Annotated in this window: 24 protein-coding genes and 2 tRNA genes; 17 read left to right on the forward strand and 9 right to left on the reverse strand. The window is 65.6% G+C overall.

All coding sequences use genetic code 11. The features are described 5' to 3' along the window. Positions 1-9 precede the first annotated feature (9 nt). The 4 genes from yidC to rpmH are packed head-to-tail and all read right to left on the reverse strand — an operon-like array spanning position 10 to position 1868. Positions 10-975, reverse strand: a complete 966-nt coding sequence (yidC, locus tag SB754_RS17035) for a membrane protein insertase YidC (RefSeq protein ID WP_410783597.1) — start codon at positions 973-975, stop codon at positions 10-12. A 9-nt stretch (positions 976-984) separates the two neighbouring features. After that, complete coding sequence (gene yidD, locus SB754_RS17040; RefSeq protein ID WP_410783598.1) at positions 985-1311, reverse strand: membrane protein insertion efficiency factor YidD; 327 nt, start codon at positions 1309-1311, stop codon at positions 985-987. Then, positions 1308-1706 (reverse strand): ribonuclease P protein component, encoded by a 399-nt coding sequence (gene rnpA, locus SB754_RS17045; RefSeq protein WP_410783599.1) that lies wholly within the window; start codon positions 1704-1706, stop codon positions 1308-1310. The genes yidD and rnpA overlap by 4 nt, the downstream gene beginning before the upstream one ends. A gap of 24 nt (positions 1707-1730) precedes the next feature. After that, positions 1731-1868, reverse strand: coding sequence for a 50S ribosomal protein L34 (rpmH, locus tag SB754_RS17050; protein ID WP_018189031.1), 138 nt, complete (start codon positions 1866-1868; stop codon positions 1731-1733). A 447-nt stretch (positions 1869-2315) separates the two neighbouring features. On the opposite strand from rpmH, the gene dnaA reads away from it, so the two are divergent. From dnaA to SB754_RS17100, 10 genes are all read left to right on the forward strand, one after another. Next, entirely contained in the window at positions 2316-3749 is a 1434-nt protein-coding gene (gene dnaA, locus SB754_RS17055) for a chromosomal replication initiator protein DnaA (protein WP_410783600.1), read from the forward strand. A gap of 411 nt (positions 3750-4160) precedes the next feature. Then, entirely contained in the window at positions 4161-5306 is a 1146-nt protein-coding gene (gene dnaN, locus SB754_RS17060; RefSeq protein ID WP_410783601.1) for a DNA polymerase III subunit beta, read from the forward strand. 39 nt (positions 5307-5345) lie between these two features. Continuing rightward, positions 5346-6233: a phosphogluconate dehydrogenase (NAD(+)-dependent, decarboxylating) gene (gene gnd / locus SB754_RS17065; RefSeq protein WP_410783602.1), complete on the forward strand. Its 888-nt coding sequence runs from the start codon at positions 5346-5348 to the stop codon at positions 6231-6233. Positions 6234-6255: 22 nt separating this feature from the next. Then, a complete protein-coding gene (gene recF, locus SB754_RS17070; RefSeq protein WP_410783603.1) occupies positions 6256-7425 on the forward strand; it encodes a DNA replication/repair protein RecF in 1170 nt (389 codons plus the stop codon). Beyond that, entirely contained in the window at positions 7418-7906 is a 489-nt protein-coding gene (locus SB754_RS17075) for a DUF721 domain-containing protein (protein ID WP_410783604.1), read from the forward strand. The genes recF and SB754_RS17075 overlap by 8 nt, the downstream gene beginning before the upstream one ends. A 123-nt stretch (positions 7907-8029) precedes the next feature. After that, the gene (gyrB, locus tag SB754_RS17080) at positions 8030-10030 is read left to right on the forward strand and encodes a DNA topoisomerase (ATP-hydrolyzing) subunit B (protein ID WP_410783605.1); all 2001 of its coding nucleotides are present in this window, start codon (positions 8030-8032) and stop codon (positions 10028-10030) included. A gap of 48 nt (positions 10031-10078) precedes the next feature. Further along, positions 10079-12628, forward strand: a complete 2550-nt coding sequence (gene gyrA / locus SB754_RS17085) for a DNA gyrase subunit A (RefSeq protein WP_410783606.1) — start codon at positions 10079-10081, stop codon at positions 12626-12628. Next, positions 12618-13031 (forward strand): DUF3566 domain-containing protein, encoded by a 414-nt coding sequence (locus tag SB754_RS17090; protein ID WP_374008873.1) that lies wholly within the window; start codon positions 12618-12620, stop codon positions 13029-13031. Before gyrA ends, SB754_RS17090 begins: the two co-directional genes overlap by 11 nt. Before the next feature lie 50 nt (positions 13032-13081). After that, positions 13082-13158: transfer RNA gene (locus SB754_RS17095), tRNA-Ile, on the forward strand. Positions 13159-13169: 11 nt separating this feature from the next. Beyond that, a tRNA-Ala gene (locus tag SB754_RS17100) sits at positions 13170-13242 on the forward strand. A gap of 2 nt (positions 13243-13244) precedes the next feature. Here the strand turns inward: SB754_RS17100 and SB754_RS17105 are convergent. Further along, the gene (locus SB754_RS17105; RefSeq protein ID WP_410783607.1) at positions 13245-13709 is read right to left on the reverse strand and encodes an Lrp/AsnC family transcriptional regulator; all 465 of its coding nucleotides are present in this window, start codon (positions 13707-13709) and stop codon (positions 13245-13247) included. Between the two features lie 92 nt (positions 13710-13801). On the opposite strand from SB754_RS17105, the gene SB754_RS17110 reads away from it, so the two are divergent. After that, entirely contained in the window at positions 13802-14236 is a 435-nt protein-coding gene (locus tag SB754_RS17110; RefSeq protein WP_410783608.1) for a rhodanese-like domain-containing protein, read from the forward strand. A gap of 89 nt (positions 14237-14325) precedes the next feature. On the opposite strand, the gene SB754_RS17115 is transcribed toward SB754_RS17110, so the two are convergent. Beyond that, on the reverse strand, positions 14326-15201 hold the full coding sequence (locus SB754_RS17115; protein WP_410783609.1) for an Fpg/Nei family DNA glycosylase: 876 nt from the start codon (positions 15199-15201) through the stop codon (positions 14326-14328). Between the two features lie 49 nt (positions 15202-15250). On the opposite strand from SB754_RS17115, the gene SB754_RS17120 reads away from it, so the two are divergent. Further along, the gene (locus SB754_RS17120) at positions 15251-15676 is read left to right on the forward strand and encodes an NUDIX hydrolase (RefSeq protein WP_410783610.1); all 426 of its coding nucleotides are present in this window, start codon (positions 15251-15253) and stop codon (positions 15674-15676) included. Here SB754_RS17120 and SB754_RS17125 read toward each other — a convergent pair. Both SB754_RS17125 and SB754_RS17130 read right to left on the reverse strand, forming a co-directional pair. Continuing rightward, a complete protein-coding gene (locus SB754_RS17125; RefSeq protein ID WP_410783611.1) occupies positions 15673-15867 on the reverse strand; it encodes a PspC domain-containing protein in 195 nt (64 codons plus the stop codon). The two genes, SB754_RS17120 and SB754_RS17125, sit on opposite strands and share 4 nt — an antisense overlap. A 67-nt stretch (positions 15868-15934) precedes the next feature. After that, positions 15935-16498: a hypothetical protein gene (locus SB754_RS17130; protein WP_410783612.1), complete on the reverse strand. Its 564-nt coding sequence runs from the start codon at positions 16496-16498 to the stop codon at positions 15935-15937. A 122-nt stretch (positions 16499-16620) separates the two neighbouring features. Between SB754_RS17130 and SB754_RS17135 the strand changes: the two genes are divergently transcribed. Both SB754_RS17135 and SB754_RS17140 read left to right on the forward strand, forming a co-directional pair. After that, positions 16621-17160: a peptidylprolyl isomerase gene (locus SB754_RS17135; protein WP_410783613.1), complete on the forward strand. Its 540-nt coding sequence runs from the start codon at positions 16621-16623 to the stop codon at positions 17158-17160. 23 nt (positions 17161-17183) lie between these two features. Continuing rightward, positions 17184-18038, forward strand: coding sequence for a rhomboid family intramembrane serine protease (locus SB754_RS17140; RefSeq protein WP_410783614.1), 855 nt, complete (start codon positions 17184-17186; stop codon positions 18036-18038). A gap of 206 nt (positions 18039-18244) precedes the next feature. Here the strand turns inward: SB754_RS17140 and SB754_RS17145 are convergent, their stop codons facing one another. Then, positions 18245-18505, reverse strand: coding sequence for a cell division protein CrgA (locus SB754_RS17145; protein ID WP_410783615.1), 261 nt, complete (start codon positions 18503-18505; stop codon positions 18245-18247). 109 nt (positions 18506-18614) lie between these two features. Between SB754_RS17145 and SB754_RS17150 the strand changes: the two genes are divergently transcribed. The 3 genes from SB754_RS17150 to SB754_RS17160 are packed head-to-tail and all read left to right on the forward strand — an operon-like array spanning position 18615 to position 20181. Then, positions 18615-19385, forward strand: coding sequence for a class E sortase (locus SB754_RS17150; protein ID WP_410783616.1), 771 nt, complete (start codon positions 18615-18617; stop codon positions 19383-19385). Positions 19386-19387: 2 nt separating this feature from the next. Continuing rightward, positions 19388-19546 carry a hypothetical protein gene (locus SB754_RS17155; protein WP_410783617.1) on the forward strand — a complete coding sequence of 53 codons (159 nt, stop codon included), beginning with the start codon at positions 19388-19390 and terminating at the stop codon, positions 19544-19546. After that, on the forward strand, positions 19543-20181 hold the full coding sequence (locus SB754_RS17160; protein WP_410783618.1) for an anthranilate synthase component II: 639 nt from the start codon (positions 19543-19545) through the stop codon (positions 20179-20181). Before SB754_RS17155 ends, SB754_RS17160 begins: the two co-directional genes overlap by 4 nt. Positions 20182-20200 lie beyond the last annotated feature (19 nt).

The following is a 20200-nucleotide window of genomic DNA, read 5'->3' on the forward strand; positions in this document are numbered from 1 at the left end:
GGTCCTCTACTACTTTCCTGCTTGCTTCTTGGCACGGGTCTTGCTCACCGGCTGGACGCGCTGGGTCACTTGCTTGACCGGCTGCTCCTCAACGGTGAGAACCGTGGCGCCGTCCGCCTGCACCAGCTTGCCCTTCTTCGCCAGACGCGCCTCGCGGGCCTTAGCCGCATCCGACCCCGGCGTGGGCATGTTGCGGATGACGAGGAACTGCTGACCCATGGTCCACAGGTTCGAGGTCAGCCAGTAGAACATCACGCCGAGCGGGAACGCGAACCCGGAGAACAGGAAGACGAAGGGGAGCAGGTAGAGCAGGATGCGCTGCTGCTTGAACTGCGGGCTCGCCTTGGTCTCCGGCGACATGTTCTTCGAGACGATCTGCAGCTGAGTGAGGAACTGCGAACCCGTCATCAAAATAACCATAACGGCCGCGATCACCATGACGGCAACCTGCGGCGGGTGCGCATTCATCGCACCCTGGAAGCTCTGGTGCAGCGGAGCGACCCCGAAGAGCGTGGCGTTGCCGAACTGCTGAGCGAGCACCTCGTTCAGCGGACCCACGCCGGCCTTGCCGCTCTGGGCGCCGTTCAGCACCTGGAACAGGGAGAAGAACACCGGCATCTGCAGCAGCAACGGCAGGCACGAGCTCAACGGGTTGGTGCCCGTCTTCTTGTAGAGCTCCATCGTCTCGCGGGACATCGCCTCACGCGAGAACTGATCCTTCTTGCCCTTGTACTTGTCCTGGATCTTTTTGAGCTGCGGCGCGATCTCCAGCATTCGTCGCTGGTTCTTGATCTGACGCACGAAGATCGGGATCAGAGCCGCACGTACGACGACAGTGAGGCCGACAATGGCGAGAACCCACGTGATGCCTGCCTCCGGCGGGAGGCCCATGGCGGAGAACAGCCAGTGGAAGGCGACCAGAATCAGCTCAACGACCCATTTGATGGGCCAGAGGATGATGGAGATGATGTCCATGTGTTGTGGCTAAGCCCTTCGCTGGCTGATGACACTGTCGTGGGTGGCCACGACGAATCCGAACGGGGTGACCCGATACCGCGGCGTCCGCGCCGGTGGGACGTCGTCGACCCCTCCGGCCGCCCACGGGTGGCAGCGGGCGATGCGTCGGACGCCGAGAACGGATCCGATGATCACGCCGTGCTGCTGGATCGCCTGCAATGCATAGGCCGAGCACGACGGGTAGTAGCGGCACACATCGCCGTAGAGCGGAGAGATCACCGCGCGGTAGGCACGCAGCACCAGAACCGCCGCATTCCGCGGTGCGAGGAGCACTGCTGCGATCGCGGTGTTCATGGACGGACGCTGCCCTTACTGGTGTGACTGCCTGAGTGACTACGGCTGGTGAATCGGGTGGAAGCCTGAAGTAGTTCCCCGTGCAGGCTAGCCCACGGCGCTTGGACGGACGCTGGCAATGCGCGCACCACCACATCCAGTCCGCTCCCGGTCTGCGGCACGGATGAGAACAGGGGGAGGAGGTCGTAGGCGACGGCCTTCAGCCGACGACGGACGAGATTGCGGTGAACCGCGTTACCGACCGCTTTGCTCACGATGAAGCCGAATCGCACCACGTCGGAGTCGGGATTCGGACGGAGATACGTCACGGTCGTCGCGCCGGTGAAGCGGACTCCGCGTCGTACTGTCGCCCGATAGTCCGCCCCTCGCGTGATGCGATTGGCTTTGGCGAGCACCGGCCGGCCCTCTGCCGAGGAGGATCAGGCCGAGAGCTTCTCGCGACCCTTGCGGCGCCGAGCCGACAGGATGGCGCGACCGGCACGGGTGCGCATGCGGAGGCGGAAGCCGTGGGTCTTGGCGCGCTTGCGGTTGTTCGGCTGGAACGTTCTCTTGCTCATATCAATCTCCGTGGGTGGTCTCTTCACAGGCCGGTGCTGAGCGGAACGGCCAGCACGAGGAGGCCAGGAAAGTTTCAGGGCAGCCCGAAGGGCCGCAAGTCAACTGATTAAAACTACGGCCTCGGTGTGGACCAGGTCAAACCGATCGACTCAAATCCACTGATTATGCACGGTATTGGCAGGCAGCAGAGGTGCGACGCGCCGCCATATGCCGCGGATCGGATTTGATCGAGCTTCTGTGGACAAGTTACCGTGAGGTCGAAAGTTATCCCCAGGCCATGCCAATTCTGGCCGGAGATCGCTACGGTATTTCTCACACAGCGGTGGATAACCCTGTGAATACCCACCGGCGGCATCCGAGCCGCCAACCCGATGAGAGTCACCGGGGGTCGACTCGTCCCCTCGTCGGGCTGACGGCATCCGCAACATAGACGAAGACGGGGAACGATGGCAGGCGGCGAAGAGTCCATAGCTGCGGCGTGGCAGAACGTGCTCGGCAAGCTCGAGACCGACGACCGGATCACCCCTCAGCTGTACGGATTCCTCAGCCTGGTGGAGCCGAAGGGCATCATGGCCGGGACCTTCTACCTGGAGGTGCCGAACGAGTTCACCCGGGGGATGATCGAGCAGCGCAGCCGGCTCCCCCTCCTGAACGCGATCGGCGGCCTGGACGAGGACCTCGCGGTCAACACGTTCGCGATCGTCGTCAATCCCGAGATCCAGCAGGAGTCGATGGCCGGTCCTGGGTCCGAGCCGGAGGTGGCGCCCGCCTACGTCGAGCAGCTCGCGCCGCCGATGGTCAGCCAGCCGACGGAGATCACCGCACCGCCGCGCGGTGGCGACACCCGCCTCAACGCCAAATACAGCTTCGATAATTTCGTCATCGGGCAGTCCAACCGCTTCGCCCACGCGGCCGCGGTCGCCGTGGCGGAAGCGCCGGCGAAGGCGTACAACCCCCTCTTCATCTACGGGGATTCCGGGCTCGGAAAGACGCACCTCCTCCACGCCATCGGCCACTACGCGATGAGCCTCTATCCCGGCATCCGTGTCCGGTACGTGTCGTCGGAGGAGTTCACCAACGACTTCATCAACTCGATCGCGAACAACCGAGGGTCCTCCTTCCAGGCGCGCTATCGCAACATCGACATCCTGCTGATCGACGACATCCAGTTCCTGCAGCGTGCGGTCGAGACTCAGGAGGCGTTCTTCCACACGTTCAACACCCTCCACGACCACAACAAGCAGGTGGTCATCACCTCCGATCTGCCGCCGAAGCACCTGACCGGGTTCGAGGACAGGATGCGGTCACGGTTCGAGTGGGGCCTGATCACCGACGTGCAGGTCCCCGACCTGGAGACGCGGATCGCGATCCTGCGCAAGAAGGCGCAGAGCGAGAAGATCCAGGTGCCCGACGACATCCTCGAGTTCATGGCGACAAAGGTCTCGAGCAACATCCGCGAGCTCGAGGGAACGCTCATCCGCGTCACGGCCTTCGCCAGCCTGAACCGCACCCCGGTGGACATGCCGCTGGTTCAGACGGTCCTCAAGGACCTGATCACCCTCGACGACGACAATGTCATCGCGCCGACCGACATCATCACCAACACGGCGGAGTACTTCAAGCTCACCGTCGACGATCTCTACGGTTCCAGCCGTTCGCAGGCGGTCGCTACCGCCCGCCAGATCGCCATGTACCTGTGCCGCGAGCTGACGAATCTGTCCCTGCCCAAGATCGGACAGCTCTTCGGGGGCCGGGACCACACGACGGTGATGTACGCGAACAAGAAGATCAGCGAGCTCATGAAGGAGCGGCGCTCGATCTACAACCAGGTCACCGAGCTGACGAGCCGGATCAAGCAGAACCACCGCTACGGCAAGTAATGCCGACCCTGTAGCGCACCAGTTATCCACATATCCATCCCCAGAGTGGGGACAGTGCGTTATTAACACTTGTGGATAACTTGTGGAAAGGTTCCGGAGAACTACACGTTTAACGTGGACTGTCGTCGCCGCCCTGTGAAAAGCGGTCGACGACGCCGAGCACCCGCGCTCCTTGTGAACAGGCGGATTCCGCAGCCCATCAACAAGTCACCACCGTGTAGTTCCCAGTCGTCATCTGGCGTCAACAGAGTTATCCACAGTTTCCACAGCGGTTAACACGATTACTTCTTAACTCTTCTCTTCAGAGGACGGACGACAACCTCCACCGCAGAACGCCGCCCGCTTCCGCGTCAGAGGCCAGGCGCTAGGATTTGTCACGTCCGTTATCCGTGAGCCGACAGAGGTGACTTCGTGAAGTTCCAAGCCAATCGGGATGTGTTCAGCGAGGCCGTCTCCTTCGCGGTGAAGCTCCTTCCGCAGCGGACGACCCTGCCCATCCTGAGCGGTGTGCTCATCGAGACGACGGAGAACGGACTCCAGCTCTCGTCCTTCGACTACGAAGTCTCCGCCCAGACCGAGATCGCGGCCGAGGTGGAGGAGCCGGGTCGTGTGCTCGTCTCCGGCCGGCTCCTGGCGGAGATCGCCTCGAAGCTTCCCAACGCCCCTGTGCGCTTCTCGACAGAAGAGTCGAAGATCGTGGTCCGAGCCGGGTCCGCCAACTTCACCCTGCTGTCCATGCCTGTGGAGGAATACCCGAGCATCCCCGAGGTCAACGGCGAAGCCGGCCTCGTTCCCGCCGAGGAGTTCGCGCAGGCCGTCGCCCAGGTCGGCGTCGCCGCCTCGCGTGACGACGTCACCCCGGTGATCACCGGCGTCCAGCTGGAGGTCGGGGACAACACCCTGGGCCTCGTCGCGACCGACCGCTATCGCGTGGCGGTCCGGGAGATCGACTGGGACAACGGCACGACGTCGGGCGAGCCCGTCACGGCGCTGGTCCCGGCTCGCACCCTGACCGAGATCGGCAAGACGTTCGGCCACAGCGGGAACGTCTCCATCTCGATCACCAACCGCGACGACCGCGAGCTGATCGCCTTCACGGCCGACCGGAAGACTGTCACCTCCCTGCTGATCAAGGGCAATTTCCCGCCTGTGCGCCGGCTGTTCCCGGAGCAGGTGGACAACTACGCGGTGATCAACACCGCCGAGCTCATCGAGGCGACCCGCCGTGTCGCCCTCGTCCTCGAGCGCGAGGCCGCGCTCCGCTACACCTTCTCCGCCGACGGGCTGACGCTGGAAGCGATCGGATCCGAGCAGGCGCAGGCATCCGAGAGCATCGACGCTCTTCTCACTGGCCAGGAGACGGTGGTTTCATTGAAGCCGCAGTTCCTGCTCGATGGTCTCGGTGCGGTGCACTCGGAATTCGTGCGCATCTCGTTCACCAAGACCGAGAACCCCAACAAGCCGGGCCCTGTGCTCATCACGAGCCAGACGTCCAAGGATCAGGCGGGCGCGGATTCCTACAAGTATCTGCTCCAGCCCAACCTGCTCCTCCGCTAGGCCCGGCGCCTGACGAAGCAAGAGAAGAGAAGGACAATCATGCACATCGGCCTCATCGGTCTCGGACGCATGGGCAACAACATGCGCGCCCGGCTGGAGAAGAACGGCATCGACGTCACCGGCTACGACACGAACCCCGAGGTCTCGGACGTCGCTACGGTCGCCGATCTCGTCGCTGCACTGCCGGCGCCGCGAACGGTGTGGGTGATGGTCCCTGCCGGCCAGATCACCGATTCGGTCATCCGCGAGCTCGAACCGCTGCTCGAGAAGGGCGATCTCGTCATCGACGGTGGCAACTCCAAGTTCACCGAGGACTTCGCGCACGCCGAGCTGCTCGCTCCGCGCGGGGTCGACTTCATGGATGTCGGCGTCTCGGGCGGCATTTGGGGTCTCGAGAACGGGTACGGCCTGATGGTCGGAGGCTCGGCCGCGCAGGTCGAGCGCGTGCTGCCGGTCTTCGACGCACTGCGTCCGGAGGGTCCGCGCGATGAGGGCTTCGTCCACGTGGGCGAGGTCGGCGCCGGCCACTACGCGAAGATGGTGCACAACGGCATCGAATACGCACTGATGCAGGCCTATGCCGAGGGCTACGAGCTCCTCGACACCCGCAAAGACATCATCAAGGACGTCACGGGCACCTTCAAGGCATGGCAGCGCGGAACCGTGGTGCGGTCCTGGCTGCTCGACCTGCTGGTGCGCGCCCTGGAGCAGGACCCGGATTTCGAGCACATCGAAGGCTACGTGCAGGACTCCGGAGAGGGTCGATGGACCGTCGAGGAGGCGCTGAACAACGCCGTGCCGGTCCCGACGATCAGCGCCTCGATCTTCGCCCGGTTCGTCTCGCGCCAGGAGGACTCCCCGGCCATGAAGGCCGTCGCGGCTCTGCGGAACCAGTTCGGCGGCCACGCCGTCAAGGCCGTGGACTGAGACGGGTCGACCGAAGAACTCAGTGCGTGTCACTCATCTCTCCCTGACCGACTTCCGCAACTACCGCACGGCGGAGGTGCCGTTCGCGGCCGGCGCGAATCTGTTCGTCGGCCGCAACGGCCAGGGGAAGACCAACCTCGTCGAGTCGCTCGGCTACCTGAGCACGCTCGGTTCCCACCGGGTGTCGAGTGACCAGGCGATGATCCGGAAGGATGCGGACGCGGCCATCGTGAGGGCCCGCATCCAGCATGACGGCCGTGAGCTGCTGGTCGAGGTGCAACTCAATCGCGGTGCGGCGAATCGCGCGCAGGTGAACCGGGCGGCCATCAAGCCGCGGGAACTGCCGCGCTACTTCGCCAGCGTGCTGTTCGCTCCGGAGGATCTGGCACTGGTCCGGGGAGAGCCCGGCATCCGCCGGCGGTTCCTCGACCAGCTCCTGATCCAGCGGAACCCGCGGTATTCAGGCGTGATCGCCGACTACGAGCGGGTGCTGAAGCAGCGCAACACGCTCCTCAAGTCGGCTCGTGCCTCCCGGGTCAGGGAGGATCAGCTGGGCACCCTCGACATCTGGGACGACCGGCTCGTCCAACTCGGCTCCGAGCTGATGGATGCGCGCCTCGACCTGGTGGCCCGGCTCAGCGACCCGCTCGTCGCCGCGTACCGCTCGGTGGCGGGGGACGACCATCACCCCCGACTTGATTCGCAGCTCACCATCCATGGGGCGCACGTCGAGGACGACGACGAGGGTGCGGGCGACGACGACGTAACCGGGTCAACGGGTATCAGCACCCCCGAGTCGTTCCGCCGGGCGCTCACCGGCGTCCGCCGTAAGGAGCTCGAACGCGGACTGACGCTGGTGGGCCCGCACCGCGACGACGTCCTGTTCGAGTTGAACGGGCTGCCCGCCAAGGGATATGCCAGCCATGGGGAGTCCTGGTCGTTCGCGCTCGCCCTCAAGCTGGCGTCCGCCGAGTTGCTCCGGCAGGAGTCGACGACCGGCGATCCCGTTCTCATCCTCGACGATGTCTTCGCCGAGCTCGATCAGAATCGGCGGCGGATGCTCGCAACCGCCGTGGCAGGTTACGAGCAGGTGCTCATCACCGCTGCCGTGTACGACGACGTGCCGGACGAGCTGACGGCGCACACAGTGCGCATCGAAGCGGGATCGATCGTGGAGCCGACCGATGCCTGAGCCGCTGAGCGAGGCGTCGGCGGTGTACCTCCGGCTGAAAGCTCTGTTCACGGGGACGTCGGTGCGGCGCAAGCGCGCCGACAGAAGTGAGCAGAACGACTCGCTCAGCAGGCCCTTCGGCACGGGCCGCGACCCGCACGGTGTCGGGGACGTCGTCGATGCCCTCGCCGCACAGCTCGGCTGGACTTCGGCGCTGGCGCAGTCCGACCTCCTCGAGCGGTGGCGTGAACTGGCCGGTGAGGAGACCGCCAAGCACGCTGTCCCCGACCAGATCACCGACGGCGTGCTGGTCGTCCGCTGCGAGTCGACGGCCTGGGCGACGCAGCTTCGGATGATGCGCTCGGAGCTCCTCGCAGCTATCGCCGAGAGGTTCCCTGAGGCCGGGATCGAGTCGATCCGTTTTCAAGGGCCGGACGCCCCCTCCTGGAAAAGGGGCCCCAGGTCGATTCCAGGGCGCGGTCCGCGCGATACTTACGGCTGAGTGCACAAAAGAGGTCGCCTGCGCGAAGAAAATGCGTCAGACGGCCGTTTTCCGGCATTTGCACTCCCCATTCTTGGTAGAATGGGGAGTCACTGTTGAGTGCGGTCAGGAGCCTAATTTCATATGACGATGGAACCGAACACGGCCGGTACGGAACACGAGTACGGCGCTAATGAGATCCAGGTCCTCGAGGGTCTCGAAGCCGTCCGCAAGCGACCCGGAATGTACATCGGTTCGACCGGTCCTCGCGGCCTCCATCACCTGGTGTACGAGATCGTGGACAACTCCGTCGACGAGGCGCTCGCCGGTCACGCCGACAACATCGAAGTGACGATCCTCCCCGACGGTGCCGTCCGGGTCGACGACAACGGTCGCGGCATTCCCGTCGACGTGCACCCGGTGGAGAAGAAGTCGACGGTCGAGGTCGTGCTGACCATCCTGCACGCGGGCGGAAAGTTCGGCGGCGGCGGATATGCGGTCTCGGGCGGACTCCACGGAGTCGGCAGCTCGGTCGTGAACGCCCTGTCCAGCCGGCTCGACGTCGAGGTGCACCGCCAGGGTCACGTCTGGCGCCAGAGCTACCGCAACGGCGTTCCCCAGGCGCCGCTCGAGCAGGGCGAGGTATCGGACCGCACAGGAACGATCATCACGTTCTGGCCGAGCTCGGACACCTTCGAGACGATCGTCTTCGACTACGAGACGCTCCGCACCCGCTTCCAGCAGATGGCGTTCCTCAATAAGGGCCTCCGCATCGCGATCACCGACGAGCGTCCGCCGGAGGTCGAGCCGGTCGAAGGCGAGGTCGACGAAGAGCACACTCCGCGTCACGAGGTCTTCCTCTACGAGCGCGGTCTGATGGACTACGTCCAGTACCTCAACTCGGCGAAGAAGGCCGAGGTCGTGCACGACGAGATCATCTCGTTCGAGTCGGAGGACACCGATCGCAAGATCGCGCTCGAGGTCGCCATGCAGTGGACGACCAGCTACAACGAGAGCGTGTTCACCTACGCCAATACGATCAACACGCACGAGGGCGGAACGCACGAGGAAGGCTTCCGTGCAGCGCTCACGACACTGGTCAACCGGTACGCCCGCGAGAAGGGCATCCTGAAGGAGAAGGACGACAACCTCTCGGGCGAGGATGTGCGGGAAGGCCTCACCGCTGTCATCTCGGTGAAGCTCTCCGAGCCGCAGTTCGAGGGCCAGACGAAGACCAAGCTGGGCAACACCGAGGCCAAGGCCTTCGTGCAGAAAGTCGTCGGCGACCAGCTCGGCGACTGGTTCGACCGCAACCCGAACCAGGCGAAGGACATCATCCGCAAGTCGCTCCAGGCGGCGACGGCTCGGCTCGCCGCGCGCAAGGCGCGCGAGACCGCACGGCGCAAGGGACTGCTCGAGAGCGGGGGGATGCCCGGCAAGCTCAAGGACTGCCAGTCGAAGGACCCGACGGTCTCCGAGATCTTCATCGTCGAGGGCGACTCGGCCGGTGGCTCCGCAGTTCAGGGCCGCAACCCCGAGACCCAGGCGATCCTGCCGTTGCGCGGCAAGATCCTGAACGTCGAGAAGGCCCGGCTCGACCGCGCCCTCGGCAACAACGAGGTCCAGGCGATGATCACGGCGTTCGGCGCCGGCATCGGGGAGGATTTCAACCCGGATAAGGCGCGTTACCACAAGATCGTGCTCATGGCCGATGCCGACGTCGACGGCCAGCACATCACGACGCTGCTCCTGACCCTGCTATTCCGCTACATGCGTCCGATGATCGAGCTCGGCTACGTATACCTCGCTCAGCCGCCGCTGTATCGCCTCAAGTGGTCGAACGCCGAGCACGAGTACGTGTACTCCGATCGCGAGCGCGACGCGTTGATGGCCGAGGGACTCGCCGCCGGCAAGCGCATCCCGAAGGACAACGGGGTGCAGCGCTACAAGGGTCTCGGTGAGATGGACTACTCGGAGCTGTGGGAGACCACCATGAACCCGGAGACGAGGACGCTCCTCCAGGTGACGCTCGACGACGCGGCCGCCGCCGACGAGATCTTCGCCACCCTGATGGGCGAGGACGTCGAGTCGCGCCGCTCCTTCATCCAGAAGAACGCCAAGGACGTGCGGTTCCTCGACATCTGACGCTTCGGCGCCGATGAACTGCAGGGGAACTACGAGGAAGAGAAGACTGTGACGGACGAAGAGAACGTGTCGGGCGACGGAGCCGGCTTCGGCATCCACGGGAGGATCGACCAGGTCGACCTCCAGTCGGAGATGCAGCGGTCGTACCTCGACTACGCGATGTCGGTCATCATCGGGCGCGCACTGCCCGAGGTGCGCGACGGACTGAAGCCGGTGCACCGCCGCGTCATCTACGCGATGTTCGACGGCGGCTACCGGCCGGACAAGGCGTTCTCGAAGTGCGCCCGCGTCGTCGGCGATGTGATGGGCCAGTTCCACCCGCACGGCGACTCCGCCATCTACGACGCGCTGGTGCGCCTCGTCCAGCCGTGGAGCCTCCGCTACCCGCTGGCTCTCGGCCAGGGCAACTTCGGGTCGCCGGGCAACGACGGCGCCGCCGCGCCGCGATACACCGAGACCAAGATGGCTCCGCTGGCGCTGGAGATGGTCCGGGACATCGACGAGGAGACCGTCGACTTCCAGGACAACTACGACGGCCGCACTCAGGAGCCGGCCGTGCTGCCCAGCCGCTTCCCGAACCTGCTGGTCAACGGCTCCGTCGGTATCGCGGTCGGCATGGCGACCAACATCCCGCCGCACAACCTCCGCGAGGTCGCGGCCGGCGCGCTCTGGCATCTCGAGAACCCGGACGCGTCCCGCGAAGAGCTCCTCGAGGAGCTCATCAAGCGCATCAAGGGACCGGACTTCCCGACCGGCGCGCAGATCCTGGGCGTCAAGGGAATCCACGATGCGTACCGCACGGGTCGCGGCTCGATCACCATGCGCGCCGTCGTCACCATCGAGGAGATCCAGGGCCGGGTCTGCCTCGTCGTGACCGAGCTGCCGTACCAGGTCAACCCCGACAACCTCGCGATCAAGATCGCCGACCTGGTCAAGGAGGGGCGGATCGGCGGCATCGCGGACATCCGCGACGAGACCTCCGGCCGCACCGGGCAGCGCCTGGTCATCGTGCTCAAGCGCGATGCCGTCGCCAAGGTCGTGCTGAACAACCTGTACAAGCACACGCAGCTGCAGGAGAACTTCGGGGCCAACATGCTCGCCATCGTCGACAACGTGCCGCGCACGCTGTCGCTCGACGGTTTCATCACGGCGTGGGTGGACCACCAGATCGAGGTCATCGTCCGCCGCACCCGCTACCGGCTGCGCAAGGCCGAGGAGCGGGCGCACATCCTCCGCGGCTATCTCAAGGCGCTGGATGCGCTCGACGAGGTCATCGCCCTCATCCGGCGGTCGCCCACGGTGGACGACGCGCGCGAGGGCCTGAAGGGCCTCCTCGATGTCGACGAGGTGCAGGCCGACGCGATCCTCGCCATGCAGCTCCGCCGGCTCGCCGCGCTCGAGCGCCAGAAGATCATCGAAGAGGCGGAGGCGATCGAGAAGCAGATCGCGGAGTACCACGCCATCCTCGACGACCCGGCGCGTCAGCGGTCCATCGTCAGCGAGGAGCTCACCGAGATCGTCGACCGGTTCGGCGACGACCGCCGCACCGAGATCATGTTCGGCTACGACGGCGACATGAGCGTCGAAGACCTGATCCCCGAAGAGGAGATGGTCGTCACCGTCACCCGCGGCGGCTACATCAAGCGCACCCGCAGCGACAACTACCGCAGCCAGCACCGCGGCGGCAAGGGCGTGAAGGGCGCGCAGCTGCGCGGCGAGGACGTGGTCGACCACTTCTTCGTCACCACGACGCACCACTGGCTGCTCTTCTTCACCAACCAGGGCCGGGTCTACCGAGCCAAGGCGTACGAGGTGCAGGAGGCCGGCCGCGACGCGAAGGGTCAGCACGTCGCCAACCTGCTCGCGATGCAGCCGGACGAGAAGATCGCCGAGATCCTCGACATCCGTGACTACGAGGCCGCGAAGTACCTCGTGCTCGCCACCCGTGAGGGTCTCATCAAGAAGACGGCGCTCTCGGAGTACGACACGAACCGCACCGGCGGGATCATCGCGATCAAGCTGCGCGAGGGCGACGAACTGGTCTCCGCGCTGCTCGTCGAAGAGGACAGCGACCTGCTGCTCGTCTCCCGCAAGGGCATGTCCATCCGGTTCACCGCCTCCGACGAGGCGCTGCGGCCGATGGGCAGGTCGACGTCCGGTGTCATCGGAATGCACTTCCGCGGAGAGGACACCCTCCTCGATGCCTCGGTCGTGTCCGATGAGGGCTACGTCTTCGTCGTCACCGAGGGCGGGTACGCGAAGCGCACGGCCGCAGACCAGTACCGCCTTCAGAACCGCGGCGGCCTGGGTATCAAGGTGGCCAAGCTGAACGACGACCGAGGCGACCTCGTGGGCGCTCTCATCGTCGGTGAAGACGACGAGGTCCTTGTGGTTCTTGCCAGCGGCAAGGTGGTACGCTCTGCCGTGGCCGAGGTACCCGCCAAGGGCCGCGACACCATGGGTGTCGTCTTTGCACGTTTCGCCGAGTCCGACAAGATCATCGCTCTGGCGAAGAACACCGAACGCGACCTCGTCTCCTCTCCTCTCGCGGAGGACGGCGAGGCGGTCGGGAAGGATGAAACCGTAGATGAGCAGTAGCGTCGCCGACAAGCTCGCCAAGAAGTCGACCCGTCGACCCGCCTCCGCCAAGCAGGTGCGTCTCAAGCTGGTCTACATCGACTTCTGGTCCACCGTGAAGCTGTCGTTCCTCGCCGGCATCTGCCTGGCGATCATCGCGGTCGTCGGCACCTTCCTGGTGTGGACGGTCCTCGACCGGACGGGCATCTTCGACCAGATCAACAGCCTGTTCAAGGACATCTCCGGTGCCGGTGGCAGCGACCTCCGTTCGATCCTCGGTCTCGGCCAGGTGATGGGCTTCTCGCTCATCGTCGCCATCCTCGACATCGTTGTTGTCACCGCTCTTGGGGCGGTTTTCGCCCTCCTGTACAACCTCTCGGTGAAGATCACGGGCGGCCTGCTGGTGGGCTTCACCAACAACTGACCGATTTCGCAATGGTCGGGCGGATCGGGTAGTCTCGTATCTGCCCATTCGGGGATATAGCTCAGGCGGTTAGAGCGCTTCGCTGATAACGAAGAGGTCCGAGGTTCAAGTCCTCGTATCCCCACCATCACCTCGCACGGGGCCTTAGCTCAGTTGGTAGAGCGCCTGCTTTGCAAGCAGGATGTCAGGAGTTCGAATCTCCTAGGCTCCACATCACTCCGTCGGCGGGACGATCCCGCGGGCAGGGACCGGACTCGAGTACGAGACGCTGGTCGTCACGCTGCCGAGGGTTCCCACCCGGCCGCTCACCTGCTCCAGGTGCCGCATCGACGTCGCCACGACCTTCAGGATGAAGCAGTCGTCGCCCGTGACGTGGTGGGCCTCGATCACCTCCGGGATGTCGGCGAGCAGGTCGTGCAGCGGCTTGTACTGGCTGCTCGGGTAGCGGAGCCGGAGGAATGCCAGGATGCCGTAGCCGAGCCGCTCCGGATCGACGACGGCGCGGTACCCCGAGACGACGCCCGCCTGTTCGAGGCGTCGGATCCTCTCCGCGACCGCGCTGTTCGACATGTGGACGGTGCGGGCGAGCTCCGCGATCGACTGCCGGCCGTCCCGCTGCAGCTCGGCGAGGAGCGCGCGATCGACCGCATCGGCGACGAATGGGGAAGTGACGGCCATTCGGTGATTCTTCCACGAGATCGACGGCGAAGCGCGGCGAACGCCGGGGATCGTCTCTTCACGCGTCTGCCCCTTCTTCGTACGCTCGACGCATGACGAAAACGACCGAGGAAGCCGCACGCCATTTCGCAGCGAAGCTGCGGTTCGAGACCGACCCGTCCGATGTGAAGGCGGCACTGGATGCGGGCGACCGCTTCACGCTGGTGGACACCCGCGGCGAGGCGGCATGGCGCCAGGGGAGGCTGGACGGCGCAATCCACCTTCCGACTGCCGACATCGCAGAGCGGGCCGTCGGCGTCGTGCCGGTCGATGCGCCGGTCGTCGTCTACTGCTGGGGCCCCGGCTGCAACGGCTCGACGCGCGCGGCCCTGGCCTTCAGCCTGCTGGGCTACGAGGTCCGCGAGATGATCGGCGGCTTCGAGTACTGGGCGCGGGAGGGACTCCCGGTGGTGGACGACGCGGGTCCGGTGCTGCGAGCAGTGGATGCGCTGACGGCGCCTCTCGGTGCGATCGACTGCGCCTGCTGACGTTGGCAGATTCGTGACGAATCGGTGCTCTGGCCGCGCCAGACGCCACATTCGTCACGAATCGTGGGCGGAAGGAGGCCTCGAAGCGCCTACTTGAGGAGGCGGCTCAGCACGCGGTCGGCGAGGGGCTTGCCGCCGGTCTGGCAGGTGGGGCAGTACTGGAACGTCGAGTCGTGGAAGATCACCTGGCGGATGGTGTCGCCACACACCGGGCAGGGCTGGCCGGTCCGGCCGTGCACCCTCAGGTTCGACTTCTTCTCGCTCTTGAGTTCGGATGCTGCGAGGCCTTCCGAGCGTGCGAGAGCTTCACGCAGAGTGGACTGCATCGCGTCGTACAGGCGCGTGACGTCTTCCGCGGCCATCGATGCCGGCTTGTAGGGCGACATCTTGGCGACGTGGAGGATCTCGTCGGAGTAGGCGTTCCCGATTCCTGCGATCACTGCCTGGTTGCGCAGGACGCCCTTGATCTGGGCCCGTCCCTGCGCCTTCAGGATGTCGGCGAACACAGCCTCCGTGAACGACGCATCGAGCGGATCCGGTCCCAGACGGGCGATGCCGGGGACCTCTGAGGGTGCGCGCACGACGTAGATCGCCAGACTCTTCTTCGTCCCCGCCTCGGTGATGTCCAGCCCGCTGCCATCGTCGAGCACCAGTCGCGCGGCGAGTGGTCCCTTGCCGAGTCGCCCGTTGGGCGGCGGTGGAGGAGCATCCCGCCAGCGGATCCAGCCCGCCCGGGCGAGGTGGATGACGACATGGAGCTCACCATCGGCAGCATCCAGAGCGATATCGAGGAACTTGCCGTGGCGACCGACGCCCCGTATGGTCGAGCCGCGCACCGCGTCGACCGGGGGGTCGAACGTCTTGAGCGCCGAGAACGCGACCACCGACAGGCGGTCGATGGCGCGACCCGACAACCGACCGTTGAGATCGGCGGCGAGAGCGGTGACTTCCGGTAGTTCGGGCATCACCTCTAGTCTGCCCCCGACCACCGACTTCGCCGGATAGGGTGTCGAGATGGATATCAGAGTCGCCGCCTACGGGGTGATCACCGACGGCGACCGCATCCTCCTGGCCCACTGGAACGAGAGCGGCCGGTCCGGCTGGACGCTGCCGGGCGGCGGCATCGACCCGGGCGAGGACCCGGTGGACGCCGTCGTTCGCGAGATCGCGGAGGAGACGGGGTACCTCGCCGAGGCGGGGGACCTGCTGGGCATCGATTCGAAGGTCATCCCCGCCGAACACCGCTTCATCCCCGAAGCGGGCCCGCTGCATGCACTGCGGATCGTCTACCGTGCGAGCGTGGTGGGAGGCGCCCTCCGCAACGAGCGGGACGGCAGCACCGACGAGGCGGCGTGGTTCCAGCTGAACAGCATCCCGAAGCGCCACGTCGAGCTGGTCGACATCGCGCTGGGAATGGCCGGCTTGACCGCAGCCGGTTAGATGGTGGTCCGACGCTCGCCAGGGATGATGATCCACAGCAGCAGGTAGAGGAAGGCCTGCGGCCCCGGAATCAGGCACGACAGAAGGAAGAGCAGTCGAACGGTCCTGGGCTCCACACCGAAGCGATGGCCAAGACCCGAGCAGACACCGGCCAGGATGCGGTCGTCCCGTGGGCGGAAGAGAGTGTTCATGCCCTCAGCCTCGCAGTTCGGCCGCATCCCCACCATGGGGCAATTCCCCCACGGAGACCGGAGTTCTCTACTGCTGCGTATCGGTCGCCGTCGGCGTCGGCTCCTCGTCGGCGACCCAGAGCTCGTCGTCGGCACGGAATGTCTGCCACACCGCATACAGGACACCGACGGCCGCGATGATGCCTAGGCCGATGGCAATGACGCTGCCGGCCCCAGGACCTGACTTCTTGCTGACCGCTTTCGTCTTCTTCGTGATCTCTTTGCCGGCCTTCGCGAACTCGCCCGCAAAGGCGGCGGAGCGGGCGGCACGAGCGTGGTCGACGACGGAGAGCGCCGTGCCGACGGCGGTGCCTACGGCGGGGATCACATCGGTCACCACGCGCTGGCGTGCCTGGCCGGCGTAGCGGCCGGCGGTGGCCTTCGCGGTCTCGGTCGCGGGGCGCACGTACTGGTCGTACCCCTCACGGACGCGCGGCGCGATCTCTTCGCGCGTGTAGTAGGCCGCCTGCTTGCGCGCCTCGGCGGCGAGGGCGTTGGCGTTGGCCAAGACCTCCTGCTGCTGGGTCCACAGGTCCTCGGCTCCGCTGCGCAGTCGCTTGAGCTCCTTCGTGCGCTTCCGTGTCAGGCTCATCTGTTCCTCCGTCGATTCGGGGTGGCGACTCACTCCATCTTGCCACCGAAAGGGCTGGGGATGGCCCGAGAGGTCTCGAGACCGCCCAAGTGGTCTGTACGCCCTGTGCAAGAATTGGTGCCATGTCTAAGCACACCGCTGTCGCCACGCTCCACACTAACTACGGAGACATCAAGGTCAACCTCTTCGGCAACCACTCGCCGAAGACGGTCCGCAACTTCGTCGGGCTGGCGACGGGCGAGATCGAGTGGACGCACCCCGGTACGGGCGAGAAGACGAGCGCTCCTCTCTACAACGGTGTCATCTTCCACCGCATCATCCCGGGCTTCATGATCCAGGGCGGAGACCCGCTCGGGCAGGGCGTCGGCGGCCCCGGCTACCAGTTCGACGACGAGATCAACCCGGAGCTCGACTTCACCCAGCCGTACATGCTCGCGATGGCGAACGCGGGCATCCAGGGCGGTCGCGGCACCAACGGCTCGCAGTTCTTCATCACGGTGGGCCCGACCACCTGGCTGCAGGGCAAGCACACCATCTTCGGCGAGGTCGCCGACGATGCGTCGCGCAAGATCGTCGACAAGCTCGCCGAGGTCCCGACCGATGCACGCGACCGGCCACTCGACGACGTGGTCATCGAGTCCATCGACATCGCACAGGTCTGAGAGAGGGCGGGCGAGCACGACAGATGACTCAGCCCGTCGACGCGCGCGCGAACTACTGCTACCGCCACCCCGATCGACAGAGCTTCGTCCTGTGTCAGCGGTGCGGGCGGACCATCTGCGGTGAGTGCCAGACCCCTGCAGCCGTGGGGGTGATCTGCCCCGAATGCATGGGCCAGCAGCGCGCTGCCCATCCCCGGACCAAGCCCGCCTGGCAGACGAGGCTCACGGGTTCGGGCGCTCCGGTCGTGACGTACGCGATCATCGCCATCTGCGCGGTGGTCTTCGTCGTCCAGAACCTCGGCCCGCTGCTCGGCATCCAGGTCACTCCGTCCTTGGTGTACGCGGGGGCGTACTCGTATCCGGCCTCCGTCTCCGGAGCGTTCGAGCCCTGGCGGATGCTGACGAGCGTCTTCGCGCACGCCAACATCATCCACATCGCGCTGAACATGTACACGCTGTGGGTGTTCGGGATGGCGCTCGAGCCTCTTCTGGGTCGCGCCCGCTACCTCGCGCTCTTCCTGATCAGCGGCTTCGCCGGGTCGCTCGGTGTCCTCTTGCTGGCCTCACCCGTCCAGCCCGTGCTGGGGGCGTCCGGCGCCATCTTCGGGATGTTCGGCGCCTTCTTCATCATCCAGCGCCGACTCGGCGGCAACGCCACGCAGATCCTCGTGCTGGTGGCGCTGAACCTCGCGATCGGCTTCCTGCCCGGGTTCAACATCGCCTGGCAGGCCCACGTCGGTGGGCTGATCGGCGGATTCCTCGTCGGGTTGATCTACGTGGAGACGCGCCAGCCTCAGCGCCGCCGGTGGCAGCTGCCGCTCCTCGTGCTCCTGTGCGTCATCTTCGTGGCGCTGAGCCTCATCCACTTCTTCGTGTAACTCTGCACAATGCGTGGATAAGTTATCCACAGGCTTATTAACACTGTGGGTAATTACATGCATGTAACTCTCCACAGGCTTATTAACACTGGGGAAAGGCGCGGCGAACCGGCGGCGACTACTCACAGGGCCCCTGTGGAGAACTGTGGAAAGACGAAGCCCGGACCGGCTGGTCGCCGATCCGGGCTTGTCGTAATAGGGAAGCGCTACCGCCAGCGCGTGGTCATGAGGAAGCCGATGAAGGCGATGCCGAAACCGACCAGGATGTTCCAGGCGCCGAGCGCCGGGATCGGGTACTGGTTCTGGCTCACGTAGAAGACGATGATCCAGATCAGCCCGAGGAGCATGAAGCCGAACATCAGCGGCTTGAACCACACCGGGTTCGGCGCATCTTCTCCGGACGCCGCTGCAGCGCGCTCGGCGCGGACGGGTCGCTCGGGTTTCGTCTTCGACTTGCTGCGGGCCATAGCACCACAGTGTAGCGGTGAAGACAGGGAGCTTTCTTGAGCCCCCGAACGGGGGTCGCCCGAACCAGCGCCGTGCCGATTCACAGAGACCCTCTCTAGAATTCGAGGCATGACCACGAGCACGACCCGAGAGCGCCGGCCACGCCGGCCGCACCGGCGTCCGACCGTGGTGGGCGTGATCGGCGAGCTCCTGATCACCGCGGGTGTCCTGGTCCTGCTCTTCCTGGGCTGGCAGGTGTGGTGGAACAACCTTGTGCTCGCCGGACAGCAGACGACCGCCGCCGCGCAGCAGAGCCAGAAGTGGGTGGACGACGCCCTCAAGGCGCCGAAGCCGGCTCCGGACACCCAGACGGCGCAGGTCGATCCGCCCGTGATGGCGAAGCCCGCTCCCTATCAGCCGTTCGCTGTGCTGTACGTTCCGCGGCTCGGCCCGGATTGGAAGCGCGTCATTCGCGAGACCGTCGACACCGAGCGCGTGCTGAACAGCTACACGGCCGGTGTGGGGCACTACGTCGACACGCAGATGCCCGGGCAGGTCGGCAACTTCGCGGTCGCGGGTCACGACTCCGGCTGGGGGAACACGTTCATCGACCTCTCGAAGCTGCGGATCGGTGACCGGATCTATGTGCAGACGCAGGACGGCTGGTACACCTACACGTTCCGCAACTTCGAGTACGTGCAGCCGTCCGCGGTCGGCGTCCTGCTTCCCGTGCCACGGCAGCCGTCCGCCACACCGACAGACCGCCTGATGACGATCACGACCTGCAACCCTCCGTTCCATGCGGGAGAGCGACTCATCGCCTACAGCATGTTCCAGTCGTTCGCGCCGCCCGCGGAGGTTCCGAGTGAGATCGCCGCGGCGGTCGGGCAGGGAGGCTGACGATGTACGGAGCCCTATGGAGGGTGCTGCCCGGGCCGTGGTGGGTGCGGCTGCTGATCGTGCTGGTGCTGGTCGCCGTCGTGCTCTTCGTGCTCGTGACCTGGGCGTTCCCCTGGGTGGATTCGCTCCTCGGCCCCCAGGAAGGTACCGTGGGCCCGTGACTCGCGTACTCGTCATCGACAACTACGACAGCTTCGTCTATACGCTGAACGGCTACCTGCGTGAGCTCGGCGCCGAGACCGACGTAGTCCGCAACGACGACATCGCGACCGACGCGCTCCCGGCGACGCTCGCCGAGTACGACGCAGTTCTGCTCTCCCCGGGGCCCGGGAAGCCCTCCGACGCGGGCGTCTCCATCCCCGTCGTGGAGCAGGCGCTCGCCAGTGGACAGCCGCTGCTCGGTGTCTGCCTCGGTCACCAGGCCATCGCCGAAGCTTTCGGCGGCGTGGTGACCAACGCGGAGGAGTTGATGCACGGCAAGACGTCGCAGGTCGGTCACGACGACAGTCCTCTGTTCGACGGGGTTCCTCAGCCGTTCACAGCAACGCGGTACCACTCGCTCGCCGTGGTCGACGGGACGCTGCCCGACGACCTCCACGTCACAGCACGTACCCCGGGCGGTGTCATCATGGCGCTGCAGCACCGTCAGGCGCCGATCTACGGCGTGCAGTTCCACCCGGAGTCGGTGCTCACCGAGGGCGGCTACCGGATGCTCGGCAACTGGCTCGAGGTCGCGGGTCTCGCGGGTGCCGCCGAAGCCTCCCGGTCGCTCAACCCGCTGGTGAAGCTGGGCTGACGTCGCTCGCCCTGCAGTG

The sequence above is a fragment of the Leifsonia sp. SIMBA_070 genome, from assembly GCF_046534635.1.
In the GTDB taxonomy this organism is placed as follows: domain Bacteria; phylum Actinomycetota; class Actinomycetes; order Actinomycetales; family Microbacteriaceae; genus Leifsonia.